The sequence below is a fragment of the Prevotella sp. tf2-5 genome, assembly GCF_900115435.1.
Taxonomy (GTDB): Bacteria; Bacteroidota; Bacteroidia; order Bacteroidales; family Bacteroidaceae; genus Prevotella.
In genome coordinates this window covers 14,049-31,088 of the sequence record NZ_FOWK01000003.1, presented here as the reverse complement: position 1 = coordinate 31,088, position 17,040 = coordinate 14,049, and the positions used below count along the sequence as shown (strand labels likewise).

Sequence of the window (17,040 nt, the reverse complement as noted above, 5' to 3'; positions counted from 1 at the left end):
TTTTCTATTTTTTCTTATAATTTGTACAAATCGCTCGCTGCCATCAGGTCAACTTTCTTCTCCGCGAGGATCCGTTCACAGCTCTCAAGGTCGGTAGGACGGATGACCACATGGGCGACATCGCCATTGGCGAAGGAGTACATATACTCAATGAAAACACCTGCATCAGACAGCAGTTTGAGTACTTTGGCAAGGGAGCCGCTGGTGTTTGGACATACGAAACCTATCACATCCGTGATCTTCACGGCGAAATGAGCCGCCTTCAAAACTTGGTAAGCCTTGTCAGGATCGCTGACGATACAGCGCAGGATACCGAAATCTGAGTTATCAGCAATACTCATGGCAGAAAGATTGACTCCTGCCTCACCTAACACGTCAGTCACTTCTGTGAGGCGTCCTGACTTGTTCTCCAAGAAAATAGACAATTGTTTTGCTAACATAATATCTTCGTTTTAAATTTTACAGTTTACGATTATCAATCACACGCTTTGCCTTACCAGTAGAACGCTCGATACCCTTCGGCTCCACCAGTTTGATCTTGAAACCAAGACCTATCACAGAACGAAGCTCTGCCTCCAGTTTCTTCTGCAGTCCTACCATCGTCGCCATATCATCAGTGAAGTATTCTTCCTTCACCTCCACCTTCAACTCACTGGTATCGGTATTGTTGACACGATCGACTGTCAACAGGAAGTGTGGCTCATACTCTGGCAGCGAGAGGATGACAGCCTCGATCTGAGACGGGAAGACATTGACACCACGGATGATGAGCATATCGTCGCAACGACCCAGGATACGGTCCATACGCACCAAGGTACGTCCGCATGCGCATTTGTCATAGTGGAGAGCGGTCAGGTCGTGAGTACGATAACGCAGCAACGGCATTCCCTCCTTCGTCAGATGGGTGAAAGTCAGCTCACCCAACTCTCCCTCTGGCATCGGCTCACCTGTCTCAGGGTTCAGGATCTCTGGGTAGAAATAGTCCTCATTCAGATGGGTACCATGTTGGCACTCACACTCATAGCCCACACCAGGACCGGCGATCTCACTCAGTCCATAGATATCGTACGCCTTAATGCCCAGCGATGCCTCCAGTTTCTGACGCATCTCCTCTGTCCAAGGCTCAGCGCCAAAGGCGCCCACACGTAATTTGAAATCCTCACGAGGCCATTCGCACTCACGCAGCGCCTCTCCTAAGAACATAGCATAAGAGGGTGTACAACAGAGCACAGAGGCACCAAAGTCATGCATCAGCGTGATCTGCTTCTGTGTGTTACCCGACGACATCGGAATCACACTGGCTCCAATATTCGTTGCACCATCATGGGCTCCCAGTCCACCAGTAAAGAGTCCGTAGCCATAGGATATCTGGAAGATATCATCCTTCGAGGCTCCATAGGCAGTAAAGGCACGAGAGATCGCCTCTGTCCACATAGCAAGGTCCTTACGTGTATGCAGCACAACGACTGGTTTTCCTGTCGTACCAGACGATGCGTGGATGCGTACTATCTGACTCATCGGCACTGCGGCAAGTCCGAAGGGATAGTTATCACGAAGGTCGAGCTTGTTAGTAAACGGCAACTTGACGATATCATCGATGTCTTTGATATCGCCAGGCTCCAAGCCCATCTCTTGAAATTTCTTACGATAAAATGGCGTGTTATGATATACATACTCTGCCATCTTTCTCAACCTAATGCTCTGAATCTCACGTAACTGCTCGCGATCCATGCATTCTACACTTTCGTTCCAAATCATTGTATTACATGTTTATTCTTGTTAATGTTTTAAGTTTGTATAGTTTTGTGTGATGCAAAGATACAACATTTAAATGAAAACGAGAAACAAGAACTGAGAAAAATTATAATGTAAGCACCATATTATAAAAAAAGCCCCGAGTATTCTCGGAGCTTGGGGAGTGGGCGTTGACGGATTCGAACCGCCGACCCTCTGCTTGTAAGGCAGATGCTCTAAACCAGCTGAGCTAAACGCCCTTAAAAATCCCGAGCACCAGAAGTACTCGGGATTTGATGGTTATTGTTTCAATTGAATTACTTCAACTCAACAGTTGCACGACGGTTGTAGCTGATTGGAGACAGTGTGTCAACACCACCCTCAGCGTTAACCTCGATGTTAGAACGATCAACACCCATGTTAACGAGAGCGTCAGCAACAGCCTCAGCACGCTTCTGAGACAGAGACTGGTTGAAGTTAGAGCTACCAGTCTTGCTGTCAGCATAACCCTTAACAACGATCTTAGCATTGTTTGCCTTAGCAGCGTCAGCAATAGCCTGAACGTTCTGCAGATCCTTCTGAGAAGCGATCTTAGACTTACCAATGTTGAAGAATACTGATACAGGAGCAGAAACTACCTCCTTAACAGTCTTAACCTCACCAGTAGCTGTTGGGCACTTGTGGTTAGCAATCTGGTTGCGGAGACGAGCGTTCTCTGCGTTAGCGTCAGCAAGCTGAGCGTTCAGAGCGTCGATCTGACCCTGAGAGAGAGCCTTGATAGCCTCTACGTCTGGAGTCTTGTTCCAAGTAGCCTTGCCGAAGTTGTAAGTCAAACCAACCTCAACGCTGATGGTGCGATCCATGTTCTTAAAGCTGTTCTTCTTGCTTCCAAAGTGCTGAGAGAAACCATCGAAGCGAGGATCGAACAGACCGTAGTTGATATCGAGGTTGATAGCAACCTTCTTGTTCAGACGGAACATATTCAGGATACCAACATTCAGATCCATTGAATAGGTGTTGTAGCTCATGTTACGACCTACACCAGCACCAACGTAAGGAACAAAGTTCCAAACACGGTTCTCGTTGTAACCACACAGCATGTTGCTGAGGTTGAACAGAACCTGCTCGTTCAATACCCAATACTTGCTAGCGTTCCAGTCCTTAGCAGACTTGCCTGCTACATCGTTGTAAGTAATGACTGAACGACCCCAGATACCTGTGAACTTGGTACGAAGACCGATACCAGGAGTAAACCACTTACCAAGAGCTACAGAGAAGCCGAGGTTAGTGCGATAGCCTTTGAACAACTTAGAAGGCTTAATAGCTGAATTCTCCTGGCTTCCCCAGAAAGATGTTCCAACTGCATTAGCCTGGATGAACCAGTTGCTCCAGAAAGAATTTGTAGAAACACTGTACTTCTCAGTAGGTACAGCATCCTGTGCCATTGAGGCTACAGAAACACCGGCAAAAGCCAGTACCATTAATAACTTTTTCATACCTATACTAATATTAATGTTAAATGATATTGTATTTACACTTTTATCAATTTTCTGTGCAAAAGTAAACATTTATTTTGAATCTGCAAACTTTTTTGGCAAAAAATTGCACTTTTTTAGAAAAAAAGGAATATTATATCTGTTTCAATGCTCTAAAACACCCTAAATAAAGTTAAATTCAACCAAGCAACTGCTCTATTTCCCTTTGGGGTAAAATACAAAGTATCGCTTTCCCATCTGGAGTATAGTTGACATTTGAACAGGCGAAAAGCTCGTTGACGATATTCTCCATCTCTTCATTGCTCAGGATCTGACCTTGAGGGATGGCAGCATGACGGGCAAGGCTTAAGGCTAGAGAAGAATGGATATGATGAAGATTACCCGTTCCATTCTCTATGGTGTCACTGACCATCTCCCGAATCAATTGAGCGTAATCAAGTCCATCAAGCCCCGCTGGCACCGTCTGTATTCCATAGCTATACTTCCCCAAGTCTGTCAATTCGAATCCCATAGCGTTCAACTCTGGTAATAACTTCTCCAAGACGACAGCATCTGAAGGAGCAAACTGCACCACTTCAGGGAAGAGGACACGCTGACCGCTCACCGTCTGCGACTCCAACTGTGCCAGGTAGCGCTCATAACGGATACGGACATCGGCACGATACTGGTCGATAATCATCAGGCCCGACTTTACTGCCGTCATGATATACCGTCCCTTATATTGATAATGTATAGGAGACTTCTCCTCAACGGCAAATGCCTCTCCCTCCACAGGAGACTCCTGAGGGTGCTGTGGCAGTTGTTCGTAAAGTTTTTCCCAACCCTCAACGGTTTTCTTCGGACGCTCTGTATGCTGATGTTCTTTGAAAGGGTTATAGGAAGGGTTATAAGAAGGTTGCGGAAGATCCGCATGCTGTGAGACAGGGTTGAAAGCGGGGATATCCGGCTGCCCGACAGTATCAAAGTCTATCTGGGGTATCTCACAGAACTTGCCGATGGCATCTTTCACTGCAGCCACGAGGATCTGCCAGATAGCCTGTTCGTTCTCAAACTTAATCTCTGTCTTGGTGGGATGGATATTCACATCAATATCGGAGGGAGCTACCTCGAAATAGATAAAATAAGGGACCTGCATCCCTACAGGGACCAGACGTTCGAAAGCCTGCATCACTGCCTTATGGAAATAAGCATGTTTCATAAAGCGTCCATTGACAAAGAAGTAATCATGCGCCCCTTTCTTCTTTGCCGATTCCGGTTTCCCCACAAAACCCGTTATCTTACATATGGCTGTTTCCACTTTAACCTCTAACAAATCCTGGTTAAAGCGTTTCCCAAACACATCGGCTATACGTTGACGTAAAGTACCACTCTTCAGGTTCAGAAGCTCTTGTCCGTTACTATGCAGGGTAAAATGGATATCAGGACAAACCAGGATGATACGTTCAAAAGCCGTCAGGATATTATTCAACTCTGTCGCATTCGTCTTAAGGAACTTACGACGAGCAGGAACATTGAAAAAGAGATTCTCGACTTTGAAGTTACTACCGACAGGACAACTGACCAGTTCCTGGGATTCTAACTTAGACCCGGAGAAGCGCAGGTAAGTACCCAGCTCATTTTCTCCCATCCTCGTACGCAGCTCTACTTGCGAGACAGCAACGATAGAAGGTAATGCCTCACCACGGAATCCCATCGTCGTCAAAGCAAACAAATCATCTGCCTTACGGATTTTAGAAGTCGCATGGCGCTCAAAGGCAAGGCGGGCATCCGTCTCAGACATTCCCTTTCCATCATCTATCACCTGGATAGAAGTACGACCAGCGTCTACTACCAAGACCTGGATAGTATGAGCTCCGGCATCCACCGCATTCTCCACCAGTTCCTTAATCACAGAGGCAGGACGCTGTATGACCTCACCTGCCGCAATCTGATTCGCGACAGAGTCAGGTAATAGCTGTATCACATCACTCATTCTCTTCCCCTTTCCTACTCAGTTTCTGTTTAGGAGCCTCCCGACGCTTGACTTCCTTCAATTCCTGTCCAGAATTCTTAGGACGCCAGTTAAAGATATCTTCCTTATTAAGAGGTCTGATATAATCAAACCATGCATATTGCGGCAGGAAATACTTAGAAGGTGGAATCTGTGTCATCGGATAAAGGACTCCCACAGGCTTCTCCATCCATATTTTCTTCATCTTCCTGTTTTCCAAGAACATTTTCATCCAAGGTGTCTCCGTGTAATTCAGACCAATGAGAGTACTGTCTGACTCATCAACAGGATAGTAGACAATTAAGACATTCCCCACAGCATCCGTCTGATAAATCTCTCCTTTCTCAAAATAGGCAATCATCTCTTTGGATGATACCTGATTGAAATGCACAGTATCCGGCATCTGTTCTGTAGAAAAAGCTTGTCCGATCACATGCGCCCTATGGATGGTTGAATCCTTCATGAAGACACGGATGACCTCACCAAACAACTGTTGACTATTATTCCATACTATTGGATCGCGATACATGGTCATACAAGAGTCTTTGGAGTTGTAGACCAGCGAGTCACAGACCGCTTGCACATCAATGCGGTACGCGCGAACCTTATTATATGCATGTATCTTACGATAAACAGAGTCAGTATTGATATTGAAAGTATATAATTTAAACGTGTCAGCATGCATATACAACGTATCCTTCTGGGAAAAGTCCATTGCCACCGCACGGTCTGTCGCCATAGCATATCCCGTCGAGTCATTATACTCACAATAATCACCCGTCAGCCGGTTCTTATTGACAGAGTCTGTATAGACGACATTCCAATAGGCATGACTCGTCCCTTTCTTGGCGTCATGATATACACTGTCCCCGACAATCGTTCGTCCTTGGTCTTTCATCACCGACCGCCCGAAAAGCTCAGAAGTCTCCGTTTTTGTATTATAATAGCCATCCTCACTATAGATATGACTCGTACCGGAAGTGATATTCGACGGTCCTACGATATGGGCGCGAGAAGTCTGCGTATCATAATACAGGGAGTCTGTAGTCAGGTAAAAGTTCTTATCACGTAAACGGACATCATAATAGAACATCGCCATTTTCGTGTCAGTATGATATTCTCCCCAGTCACTTGTTAAAGTAGAACTATTATCCACCAATTTTCCTCCTTCGAAGAAATTACCGAAATTATACAGGCGGTCATAGTCCAGGCTATCCGTATAGAGCGTAGACTGTCTGTGTTTGAGAATCACATTATATCTAGCCTGGGCGATTTGTGCATTACCGTCATAATAGGCATAGTCGCTGAAGAGTTTCAGGGTGTCACCCTGTAACATCTTCACATGTCCGAAAGCTTCAAAAGAATTCGTCTGCTGAAAGAAATTAGCACTGTCACAATAAAGGTTAGCCCCCATGTGGCGGAAATGGACATTACCTACCAGGATCTGTGCGTCACCATTGCGATACTGATCATAACGCAACTGGTCAGAATGAACCAAATAAACACGTTTGTCCTCTTGCCGCTTACGGGTAGTATTGCGTTTGCGGGTAGGCTGCATCGCCCATACGAGGCTCAGTCCGAAGAGGCACAGCAGCAGGAAGGCAACTGTACGAAGTCTCATTTAATCCAACCCTGATATTCAAATTGACAGTCCTTATAGCGGTCGTTCACACGGACATAAGTCGCCTTAATTTTATTAACCACCCATTCATGTAGTTTCTCTTGACGGCGTTTTTCCAATACGACATCCTTCATCACCTGGAAATCCTCTGTGATCGTTGCCTTATGTCCTTCCGAACGACTCTTCAGCTTCGCTATCACACAGACCGTTTTTCCACGAGCGTTAATCATCTGGAAAGGTTCGGAGATATCACCGACCTTCAAGGTGTCCACAGCGCGAGCCACCTCAGGTGGAAGATCCTGCAACTGGAATCTGGAAGTACGACCGTTCTGTGTGGCATTCGCCATCAGTCCATTGTTGTTACGCGTATCCTTATCGTCAGAGATCATAGAAGCACCAGCCTCAAAAGAGAACTTACCCTCACGGATATCAGAACGAATAGAATCCAAACGTGCCAAGGCCTTGTCGATGGCCTCCTGGCTGACAACCGGTTTACGGAGGATATGACGGACATTCACCTTATCACCCCTTTTGTCAATCAGCTGAATAATATGGAATCCGAACTCCGACTCCACAATCTTTGAAACCTTCTTCGGGTCAGTCAGGTTGAAAGCCACATTCGCAAAAGACTGATCGAGCGTACCACGTCCTGTATAACCTAACTCACCACCACGGCGTGCTGTACCCGGATCCTCCGAATACAAACGAGCCAAGGTCTGGAAAGATGTCTCCCCTCGGTTCACACGGTCAGTATAGTCACGCAGTTCATCCTTGACCCTATTAATCTCTTCCTGATCCACACGCGGAGTCTGAGCAATAATCTGCACCTCCACCTCTGTCGGAACAAAAGGAATACTGTCTTGTGGCAAATGTTCGAAATAACGGCGCACATCAGCAGGAGTCACCGTAATATCTTTCACCAGTTGTCGTTGCATACTCTGAATCATCTGTCTGTCACGGAAAGACTCACGCAACTCACTGCGGATCTGATTCATACTCTTTTTTTGATACTCTTCAAGTTTCTCACGAGAGCCTATCACAGATATCATATATTCTATCTGTTGCTCGATACCTGCAGATATCTCCGCTTCTGTGACTTCAATACTGTCGATAGCGGCTTGATGGAGATAGAGCTTTTGCACTGCAATCTGTTCGGGAATAGCACAATCAGGATCCCCTTTCCAACGCATTCCTTCCTGTTGCCCCTGAATACGCATCGTCTCTACGTCAGACTTCAGGATAGCCTCATCACCAACTACCCAGATGACCTCGTCCACCACACTCTGTACATTTGTACTATCAGCAGTCCCTCGGGCTTGTGTGGGCAGAGTGATCAACAACGCCGCTATTGCAATAATACTTTGTATCTTCATATTCAATGATGATTATTTACTGTCTTTAAAACCTTCTTATTCACACTCACAGGATATTTTTTCCGCAGGTCAGCCACCCAGTGCTTATTCATTTCCTCTTGCAAGTCAGCAACCACAAGTTCCCGCACCTCACGATAATCCTTGGGCTTAAATCCCTTACGTCTGTATTTTTTCTTGTGCTTCTTGAAATAGTATTTCAACGCCTCCTCATCCTCAGCAGCCTGTCTGCCAACGGAATTTTTACTTTGCTCATACAAGAGGAGACCCTCATAATATGCTCTTTGCAAACCATCAGAAGGCATCTGTAATGTTTCCATAGTCACCGTCTCCGTCTGTCTCAGGACATCTCCCGACAAAGGTGTCATACAGATTTGTTGATGAACTTGGCGCTGTCCAACCTCAACAGAGAGACGTTCCTTCAAAGTATCATAATCCTCCAAAGCCTTACGGTCAGTCATCAAGAAGATATGATAACCTATCGTAGACAAGAAAGGACGAGTCATCTCCCCTTTCCTCATGTTGAAGACAACATCTTCTATCTCCTTGAGCATCTGCCCATGCGAATACCAGCCCATCACTCCACCCTGTTCGGAAGAGGCCCTGTCTTGAGAATACTGGCGAGCCATCTGTCCGAAATCAGCTCCATCTTGCAACTGCCGATAAAGGGATTCTATCCGCTGCTGAGCCTGACGTTGTTCCTCACGGCTGGCTTTCTGGGGGACACGAATCAATATCTGCGCAGGACAGACGAGTCCGTCATTTCCTGTTTCCTTCCTCAACACCTCATACGCTGTCCTCACAGAAGAGGAAGAGGCACGATAACCTTGAGAGGAGGATACAAGAGACATAGGAACCTCAGACAGACACCTCGCATACTCACTCTTAAACGAATTCGTCGCATCGATATGAGCATCCAAGGCTGCCTTGACCTTCAACTTATAGGCGATATACAACTCCAGATAGTCAGCTATCGTCAGATGACTGACATGACTGCCTGTAGTGTTTTGCAAATACGACTGTTCAAACTCCGAACGTGTCACAGGCATATCACCAACCGTAAACAATATCGGATCATCCGCTGCTTGAGCCATTAGCGGCACCAGCAACATGAAGACAGACAACAGTCGGGACCTCATCTTAATCGTTAGGGCGTGAATAGTTTGGAGCCTCACTGGTAATCGTGATATCATGCGGATGGCTCTCGTTAACACCAGCGTTGGTGATACGAGTAAACTTAGCGTCATGCAACTTCTCAATTGTCGAGGCACCACAATAGCCCATACCAGAACGCAAGCCACCCACCATCTGGTAGATCACCTCCTGAACCGTTCCCTTGTAAGGAACACGTCCAGCGATACCCTCTGGTACAAGTTTCTTCACATCCTTCGTATCTGCCTGGAAATAACGGTCCTTGGAACCATGCTCCATAGCTTCCAGGGAGCCCATACCACGATAACTCTTGAACTTACGTCCGTTGTAGATAATGGTATCACCAGGACTCTCCTCTGTACCTGCCACAAGAGAGCCGACCATCACGCAAGAGCCACCGGCGGCAAGAGCCTTGACGATATCGCCAGAATAGCGCAGGCCACCATCAGCAATCAGAGGTACACCTGTACCCTGCAGTGCCTGATAGACATCATAAACAGCGCTCAACTGTGGAACACCCACACCCGCTACAACACGTGTAGTACAGATAGAACCTGGTCCGATACCCACTTTCACGGCATCAGCTCCATTCTCCACCAACATCTTGGCAGCCTCGCCTGTAGCGATATTACCCACTACGATATCAATATGAGGGAAAGAAGCCTTCGCCTCACGAAGTTTCTCGACAACACCTTTGGAATGACCGTGTGCCGTATCAATGACAATTGCGTCGGCACCCGCATTCACCAGAGCCTGCATACGGTCAAGGGTGTCAGACGTGACACCAACACCAGCGGCAACACGCAGACGACCTTTCTCGTCCTTGCAAGCCATGGGCTTATCCTTTGCTTTGGTGATATCCTTATAAGTGATCAAGCCAATCAGATGATTGTCCTTATCCACCACAGGGAGTTTCTCAATCTTATTCTCCTGCAGGATCTGGGCGGCAGCCGAAAGGTCAGTCTGCTGATGCGTCGTCACCAGGTTGTCCTTTGACATGATCTCCTCGATGGGACGATCGAGACGACGCTCGAAACGAAGGTCACGATTAGTAACAATACCCATCAGATGTTTCTCCTCATCCACCACGGGGATACCACCGATATGGTACTCTGCCATGATATCCAGAGCCTGTGCTACTGTAGAGCCAAGGGGGATTGTCACTGGGTCGTAGATCATACCATTCTCCGCACGCTTGACGATAGCCACCTCACGAGCCTGGTTTTCAATAGACATGTTCTTGTGGATCACACCGATACCTCCCTCACGGGCAATGGCAATCGCCATCTGACTCTCCGTGACGGTATCCATTGCTGCCGTCACAAACGGCACATTCAGTTGAATATGACGTGAGAACTGGGTTCGCAACTCTACTGTCTTAGGCAGTACCTCTGAATAAGCGGGAATCAACAGGACGTCGTCAAAAGTCAAGCCGTCCATGACAATCTTGTCTGCAATAAATGATGACATATAAATACTCCTTTAATTTTTATTGCGTGCAAAATTACTCATTTTTTCCGACATGGCAAGCGTTTCGCCACATTATTAATACGATTTAACGCGGAGCATCAGTTTGCCATTTCTGAGATGAACTTGATACGCACCAGACGGATCTCGTCCTCAGAGCACTCGTCACCCAGTTCGTCGATAGCTGCCTCCAAGGAGTCAGTGTCACTCTCTGAGAAATAATCATAGATATCATCGATATGGTCCTCGTCCATCACTTCATCCAGGAAATAGTCGATATTCAACTTGGTTCCGCTATATACGATGGCCTCCACTTCGTCAAGGAGCTCCTCGAACTCCAGACCCTGTGCGTTGGCGATATCATCCAAAGCCACCTGACGGTCTATACCTTGGATAATCTTCACTTTCAGCATCGATTTCTTGGCGACAGTGCGGACACGCAGGTCTGCCTGACGGGTGATATCATTCTCCTCGCAATAGCGTTTGATGAGGTCGACAAACTCCTGGGCATAAGGCTGTTTCACCTTTCCCTCTCCCACTCCCTGGATATTCTTCAACTCCTCCAGGTTGACGGGATAGTCTGTTGCCATCTGTTCCAACGACACATCCTGGAAGATGACATAAGGAGGACGACCCATTTTCTTCGACACCTTCTTACGCAAGTCCTTCAGCATCGAGTTCAGTACAGGATCCAATGCGCTGGTACCTCCCTCCTGCTCTGGTGTGCTCTCATAATCATCATTGAACTCCTTATCCTCCACAATCATAAAGGACTCCGGCTTTTTCAAGAATTTCTTACCTGCCGAGGTGATCTTCAGGAGTCCGTAGTTCTCCACATCCTTCTTCAGATAGCCGGCTATCAATGCCTGACGGATCACAGGATTCCACAATTTCTCATCCTCATCCTCGCCAGCTCCGAAGAGGTCATGCTCCTGATGGTTATGGGCGATGATATCCTCCGTCTCACGACCCATGATAAAGTCTATCACATAGTCGGAACGGAAATTCTCCTTGAGGGCTATCACAGTATTCAGGACTATCACCAGCTGATCCTTTCCCTCTATCTTCGTCTTCGGATGCAGGCAGTTGTCACAGTTATGGCAGTTGTCCTGATCATATATCTCTCCGAAATAGTGCAACAGCATCTTTCGACGGCAGACGGAGGTCTCCGCATAGGCAGCCGTCTCCTGTAAGAGCTGACGACCGATATCCTGTTCTGCGACAGGTTTGCCCTCCATGAATTTATCGAGCTTCTGCAGGTCCTTATTAGCGTAGAAAGTGATACACAGTCCCTCGCCACCGTCACGACCCGCGCGACCCGTCTCCTGGTAGTAGCCTTCCAGCGACTTGGGGATATCATAGTGGATCACGAAGCGCACATCCGGTTTGTCGATACCCATGCCAAAGGCGATGGTGGCAACGATGACGTCAATCTGCTCCATGAGGAAGTCATCCTGTGTCTGTGAGCGAAGGGCAGAGTCGAGTCCCGCATGATAAGCCTGTGCCTTGATATCATTGGCACGCAGGATCTCTGCGAGCTCCTCCACTTTCTTACGGGAGAGACAATAGATAATACCACTCTTCCCGGGATGCTGCTTGATAAACTTGATGATATCCTTGTCCACATCCTTGGTCTTCGGACGTACCTCATAATAGAGATTGGGACGGTTAAACGAGCTCTTGAACTCCACGGCGTCCGTGATACCCAGGTTCTTCTTGATATCCGTACGCACCTTGTCTGTCGCTGTCGCTGTCAAAGCGATAATCGGTGCGTTACCTATCTCGTTGATAATCGGACGGATACGCCGGTACTCAGGTCGGAAGTCGTGTCCCCACTCAGAGATACAGTGAGCCTCATCGATGGCATAGAACGATATCTTCGCTTGTTTGAGGAACTCCACGTTCTCCTCTTTCGTCAACGACTCCGGAGCCACATAGAGCAGTTTGGTGCGTCCTTCCTTGACATCCGCCTTCACTTGGTCAATTGCCGCTTTGTTCAGGGAGGAGTTCAGATAATGCGCCGTTCCCTCCTCACTCATTGCACTAATCACATCCACTTGGTTTTTCATCAGTGCAATGAGTGGGGATATCACGATGGCGGTACCATCCATCAACAGCGATGGCAACTGGTAACATAGTGACTTTCCTCCACCTGTCGGCATCAGCACAAAGGTATCCTTGCCATCCAGCACATTCTGTACGATGGCCTCCTGGTCGCCTTTGAACTTGTCGAAGCCGAAGTATTTCTTCAGGGCTGCTGTCAGATTCATTTTTGTTTTTGGCATAGGCTTTCTTTTTTATTGTAAGTGTGACTTGTCGAGTTGCTGTTGCGCATACTCCGCTGTCACCTCAAAGGATTTTGTTCGTTTCGAGGGCACCTCGAACATCGCGTCCATCATGATACTCTCCACGATAGAGCGCAGTCCGCGGGCTCCAAGTTTATACTCCACCGCCTTGTCGACGATGAGTTTCAGGGCTTCTGGAGTGAACGTCAGTTTGATACCATCCATCTCAAACAGTTTCTCATACTGTTTCACAATGGAGTTTTTCGGTTCCACCAGGATACGCTCCAACGCCGCACGGTCGAGTGGATTCAGATAGGTCAGTACAGGCAGACGACCGATGATCTCCGGGATGAGTCCGAACGACTTCAGGTCTTGCGGCAGGATATACTGCATCATGTCACCTTTGTCTATCTTTCGCACGTTCTGTACGGAGTTATATCCCACCACATGGGTGTTCAGACGCTGGGCGATCTTACGCTCGATACCATCGAAGGCGCCCCCACAGATAAACAGGATATTCCTGGTATCCACATGGATATATTCCTGATCGGGGTGCTTACGTCCACCCTGAGGCGGTACATTGACGATGGTTCCCTCCAACAGTTTCAAGAGTCCCTGCTGTACACCCTCACCGCTCACGTCACGGGTGATGCTGGGGTTATCGCTCTTACGAGCTATCTTGTCGATCTCATCAATGAAGACGATACCCCGCTGGGCAGCCTCCAACTTATAATCCGCCACCTGTAACAGACGGGACAGGATACTCTCCACATCCTCACCCACATAACCAGCCTCCGTGAATACTGTGGCGTCGACGATGGTGAAGGGCACGTCGAGCAGTTTGGCGATAGTACGTGCGAGCAGGGTCTTACCCGTACCCGTCGAGCCTACCATGATGATATTGCTCTTCTCGATCTCCACCCCGTTCTCGTCGACGGGCTGCTGCAGTCGCTTATAATGGTTATAGACGGCAACGGAGAGGAAGCGCTTTGCCTCATCCTGTCCGATGACATACTGGTCGAGATAAGCCTTGATTTCCTTGGGCTTAGGCACTTTCTTCAAGTCTATCGCGGCATCCGGAGCCTTCTTGGCATCAGGACCATAGCCGTTCGCCTTGGCGATCTCATACGCTTGTGCAGCACATTCTTCGCAGATATTGCCGTTGAGACCCGTGATTAGCAGTTTTACCTCTTTGTCAGACCTTCCGCAGAAGCTACATGTTTTCCTCATTACTTCTTCACCAAAACCTGATCAATCATACCATATTCCTTTGCCTCCTCTGCCGTCATCCAGTAGTTGCGGTCAGAGTCGTTCCACACCTTGTCATAAGGAGTGTGCGAATGCTCCGAGATAATCGTGTAGAGCTCCTTCTTGAACTTCATGATCTCCTTCGCCTCAATCTCGATATCAGACGCCTGACCCTGCACACCGCCCAGCGGTTGGTGGATCATCACACGACTGTGGGGCAGTGCGGAGCGCTTACCCTCCTTACCAGCCACCAGCAGTACTGCTGCCATCGAGGCTGCCATACCCGTACAGATCGTAGCGACATCTGAGGAGATAAACTGCATGGTGTCATAGATGCCGAGACCTGCCGTCACACTACCACCCGGGGAGTTCAGATAGATAGAGATGTCCTTGCCACTGTCCACGGAGTCAAGGTACAGCAACTGTGCCTGCAGGGTATTTGCCGTATAGTCGTCAATCTGAGTGCCGAGGAAGATGATGCGGTCCATCATCAGACGTGAGAACACGTCCATCTGGGTCACGTTCAGCTGACGCTCCTCCAGGATATATGGGTTCAAATACTGGGCCTGTGCACTGACTACTTCATCGAGTACGAGGCCGTTCATTCCTAAATGCTTGGTAGCATATTTTCTAAAATCATTGTTTATCATTTCTTCTTTCGATTTAGCACAAAAAAGAGAGTTACCAACTCTTTTCCGCATATTGTAAATACAAAATTACGAAAAAAGTTGGTAACCCCGAAAGATAATGCTGTTTTTTTTCTTAAAAAAACTTATTTTTCTTGCAGCATCTTCTGGAAGTCCTCCAAAGTGATGTCTTTCTCGTTGAGTTTGACCACACCCTTCAGGGCTGCTGTCAACTTCACGTCAACGGCACGGTCAACGAGTCCGTCTACGTTCTCACGCTTCTTCAACATCTCTGCGGCATAGTTCTCCAGATACTCATCAGGCACGTTTGACATACCATACTGTGCGAACTGGGCACGAGCTGCCTCCTTGGCGACATTCTTCAGGTCGTCATCCTCAACCTTGATCTCCTGAGCGGCAACGAGCTGCTCCTTGATCAGATGCCAACCGAGTTCCTTGATGCTTGCCTCGAAGTTCTTCTCCACGAAGTCAGCACCCTTGTCCTTGTTATTGTTCAGCATCACACGCTTCAGGATAGCCTCTGGGAACTCCAGCTTGCCCACCTTCTTCTCCATGTGCTTGCGGACATCCTGCAGGAACTTATAGTCGCTGTCTGCCTTGAACTGCTGACTGATGATGTCGGCGATCTTCTGACGGAACTCCTTCTCGTCCTTCACAGTTCCCTCACCAAAGGTCTGGTCGAACAACTGCTGGTTGATCTCTGCCTTCACGAAACGGCTGATCTCTGTGATCTGGAAGGTGAAGTCGCCCTCGTGGTCCTTCACTTCCTCTTTCTGGATCTTCAACAGGGAAGATACCTCCACGTCGCTCTCCGGGTATGCCTTGCGGGGATTCCATGTGATGATGTCACCCAACTTAGCACCGTCGAAGAGTTTCTTCTGGTCGTCGACTTTCATATACTGGGGCATCAGCACAGCGTCAGCAACAGTGATACCACCCTCCTTGACGTTTCCTTTCTCGTCCAGCTCACGGAGGTCACCCTTCAGCATGTCACGCTGCTCGGGATCATACTGCTCTGCCTTCTCATACTGTCCGGCACGGCTCTGGTACATCTCCACCTGCTGGTCGATGAGTTTGTCGTCAACGGTGATGTTATAATAGTCGATCTTGTCTTTACCACTCAGTTTTGCCTCGAACTCTGGAGCCACGGCGATGTCGAACTTGAAGGTCAGGGGAGCGTCACCCTCGAAGTCAAGGGTCTCCTGCTTGTCACTGGGCAATGGCTCACCAAGCATCTGGATCTTGTTCTCACGAACATACTCGTAGAGTTTCTCACCCAGCATCTTGTTGACAACGTCTACTTTCACAGCAGCACCGAACTGGCGCTTGATCAGCCCCATCGGGGTCATACCTGGACGGAATCCAGGAACGTTAGCACGCTTACGATAGTCCTTCAAAGTCTTCTCGACTTCTCCCTGATAGTCTTCTTTCTCCAATGTAATGGTCATCAAACCATTAATCTTGTCGGGAGCTTCAAATGAAATATTCATCTTATTATTACCTTATTTATATTTGTATTTTCCGTTTTGAGGGTGCAAAGGTAATGTAAATTGTGCAGAATACAAAACAAAAAGGCGATTTTTTTGTTTTATTCTCGAACGTAAGTACCTTCGACCTTCAGATCGTATCTCTAATGTTTGTCTTTGTTTAACTAATTTTCACAAATCGTCTTGTCTGGAAAGGGGTAATTGGGGGTCATTAGGAGCGTTTTGAGGTTCAAAAATCAGCGATTTAACATTTCTGAGAGGCGATTTAACATAAAAACGAAGGGGATTTTATGCATATACATGCAGAAATAGACTTTTAAGGTGGAATTTACCCTTATCAAATTCAAGCGGATTTTGACTCAAAACGGACTCCAAAAATGTTAAATCGCCTCTTGGAAATGTTAAATCACCCTTTTTCAAGCCCCGATTTGAGTCATTTTTGCCTGTTTTTACCCCTTTTGTGACAGTTACTGAAATCTGAGATTTTTACATCTATCTGATTTTTAGCCACTTAGATAAATAAGTGTAACAGATAACAGTTAC

General features: G+C 47.4%; 12 protein-coding genes and 1 tRNA gene. All 13 read right to left on the bottom strand.

Going from position 1 to position 17,040, the window contains the following annotated elements; all coding sequences use genetic code 11:
• Positions 1-14: 14 nt before the first annotated feature.
• The 13 genes from BM257_RS03930 to tig all read right to left on the bottom strand — a co-directional run bounded on the left by BM257_RS03930 (position 15) and on the right by tig (position 16,500).
• A complete protein-coding gene (locus tag BM257_RS03930) occupies positions 15-440 on the bottom strand; it encodes an ACT domain-containing protein (RefSeq protein ID WP_092068560.1) in 426 nt (141 codons plus the stop codon).
• A gap of 19 nt (positions 441-459) precedes the next feature.
• Positions 460-1,758 carry a phenylacetate--CoA ligase family protein gene (locus BM257_RS03925; RefSeq protein WP_092068557.1) on the bottom strand — a complete coding sequence of 433 codons (1,299 nt, stop codon included), beginning with the start codon at positions 1,756-1,758 and terminating at the stop codon, positions 460-462.
• A gap of 161 nt (positions 1,759-1,919) precedes the next feature.
• A tRNA-Val gene (locus BM257_RS03920) sits at positions 1,920-1,994 on the bottom strand.
• Positions 1,995-2,051: 57 nt separating this feature from the next.
• A complete protein-coding gene (locus BM257_RS03915; protein ID WP_092069317.1) occupies positions 2,052-3,230 on the bottom strand; it encodes an OmpA family protein in 1,179 nt (392 codons plus the stop codon).
• 178 nt (positions 3,231-3,408) lie between these two features.
• Positions 3,409-5,202: a DNA mismatch repair endonuclease MutL gene (mutL, locus tag BM257_RS03910; RefSeq protein WP_092068554.1), complete on the bottom strand. Its 1,794-nt coding sequence runs from the start codon at positions 5,200-5,202 to the stop codon at positions 3,409-3,411.
• Complete coding sequence (locus BM257_RS03905; RefSeq protein WP_092068551.1) at positions 5,195-6,841, bottom strand: OstA-like protein; 1,647 nt, start codon at positions 6,839-6,841, stop codon at positions 5,195-5,197. The genes mutL and BM257_RS03905 overlap by 8 nt, the downstream gene beginning before the upstream one ends.
• The gene (locus tag BM257_RS03900) at positions 6,838-8,214 is read right to left on the bottom strand and encodes a peptidylprolyl isomerase (protein WP_092068548.1); all 1,377 of its coding nucleotides are present in this window, start codon (positions 8,212-8,214) and stop codon (positions 6,838-6,840) included. The genes BM257_RS03905 and BM257_RS03900 overlap by 4 nt, the downstream gene beginning before the upstream one ends.
• 2 nt (positions 8,215-8,216) lie before the next feature.
• A complete protein-coding gene (locus tag BM257_RS03895) occupies positions 8,217-9,350 on the bottom strand; it encodes a peptidylprolyl isomerase (RefSeq protein ID WP_177216009.1) in 1,134 nt (377 codons plus the stop codon).
• 1 nt (position 9,351) lies between these two features.
• The gene (guaB, locus tag BM257_RS03890; RefSeq protein WP_092068542.1) at positions 9,352-10,833 is read right to left on the bottom strand and encodes an IMP dehydrogenase; all 1,482 of its coding nucleotides are present in this window, start codon (positions 10,831-10,833) and stop codon (positions 9,352-9,354) included.
• Between the two features lie 98 nt (positions 10,834-10,931).
• Positions 10,932-13,115 (bottom strand): DNA helicase RecQ, encoded by a 2,184-nt coding sequence (recQ, locus tag BM257_RS03885; RefSeq protein WP_092068539.1) that lies wholly within the window; start codon positions 13,113-13,115, stop codon positions 10,932-10,934.
• A gap of 12 nt (positions 13,116-13,127) precedes the next feature.
• Positions 13,128-14,345 carry an ATP-dependent Clp protease ATP-binding subunit ClpX gene (gene clpX, locus BM257_RS03880; protein ID WP_092068536.1) on the bottom strand — a complete coding sequence of 406 codons (1,218 nt, stop codon included), beginning with the start codon at positions 14,343-14,345 and terminating at the stop codon, positions 13,128-13,130.
• Positions 14,345-15,013, bottom strand: coding sequence for an ATP-dependent Clp endopeptidase proteolytic subunit ClpP (gene clpP, locus BM257_RS03875; protein ID WP_092068533.1), 669 nt, complete (start codon positions 15,011-15,013; stop codon positions 14,345-14,347). The genes clpX and clpP overlap by 1 nt, the downstream gene beginning before the upstream one ends.
• A gap of 122 nt (positions 15,014-15,135) precedes the next feature.
• Entirely contained in the window at positions 15,136-16,500 is a 1,365-nt protein-coding gene (gene tig, locus BM257_RS03870; RefSeq protein WP_092068530.1) for a trigger factor, read from the bottom strand.
• Positions 16,501-17,040: the final 540 nt, after the last annotated feature.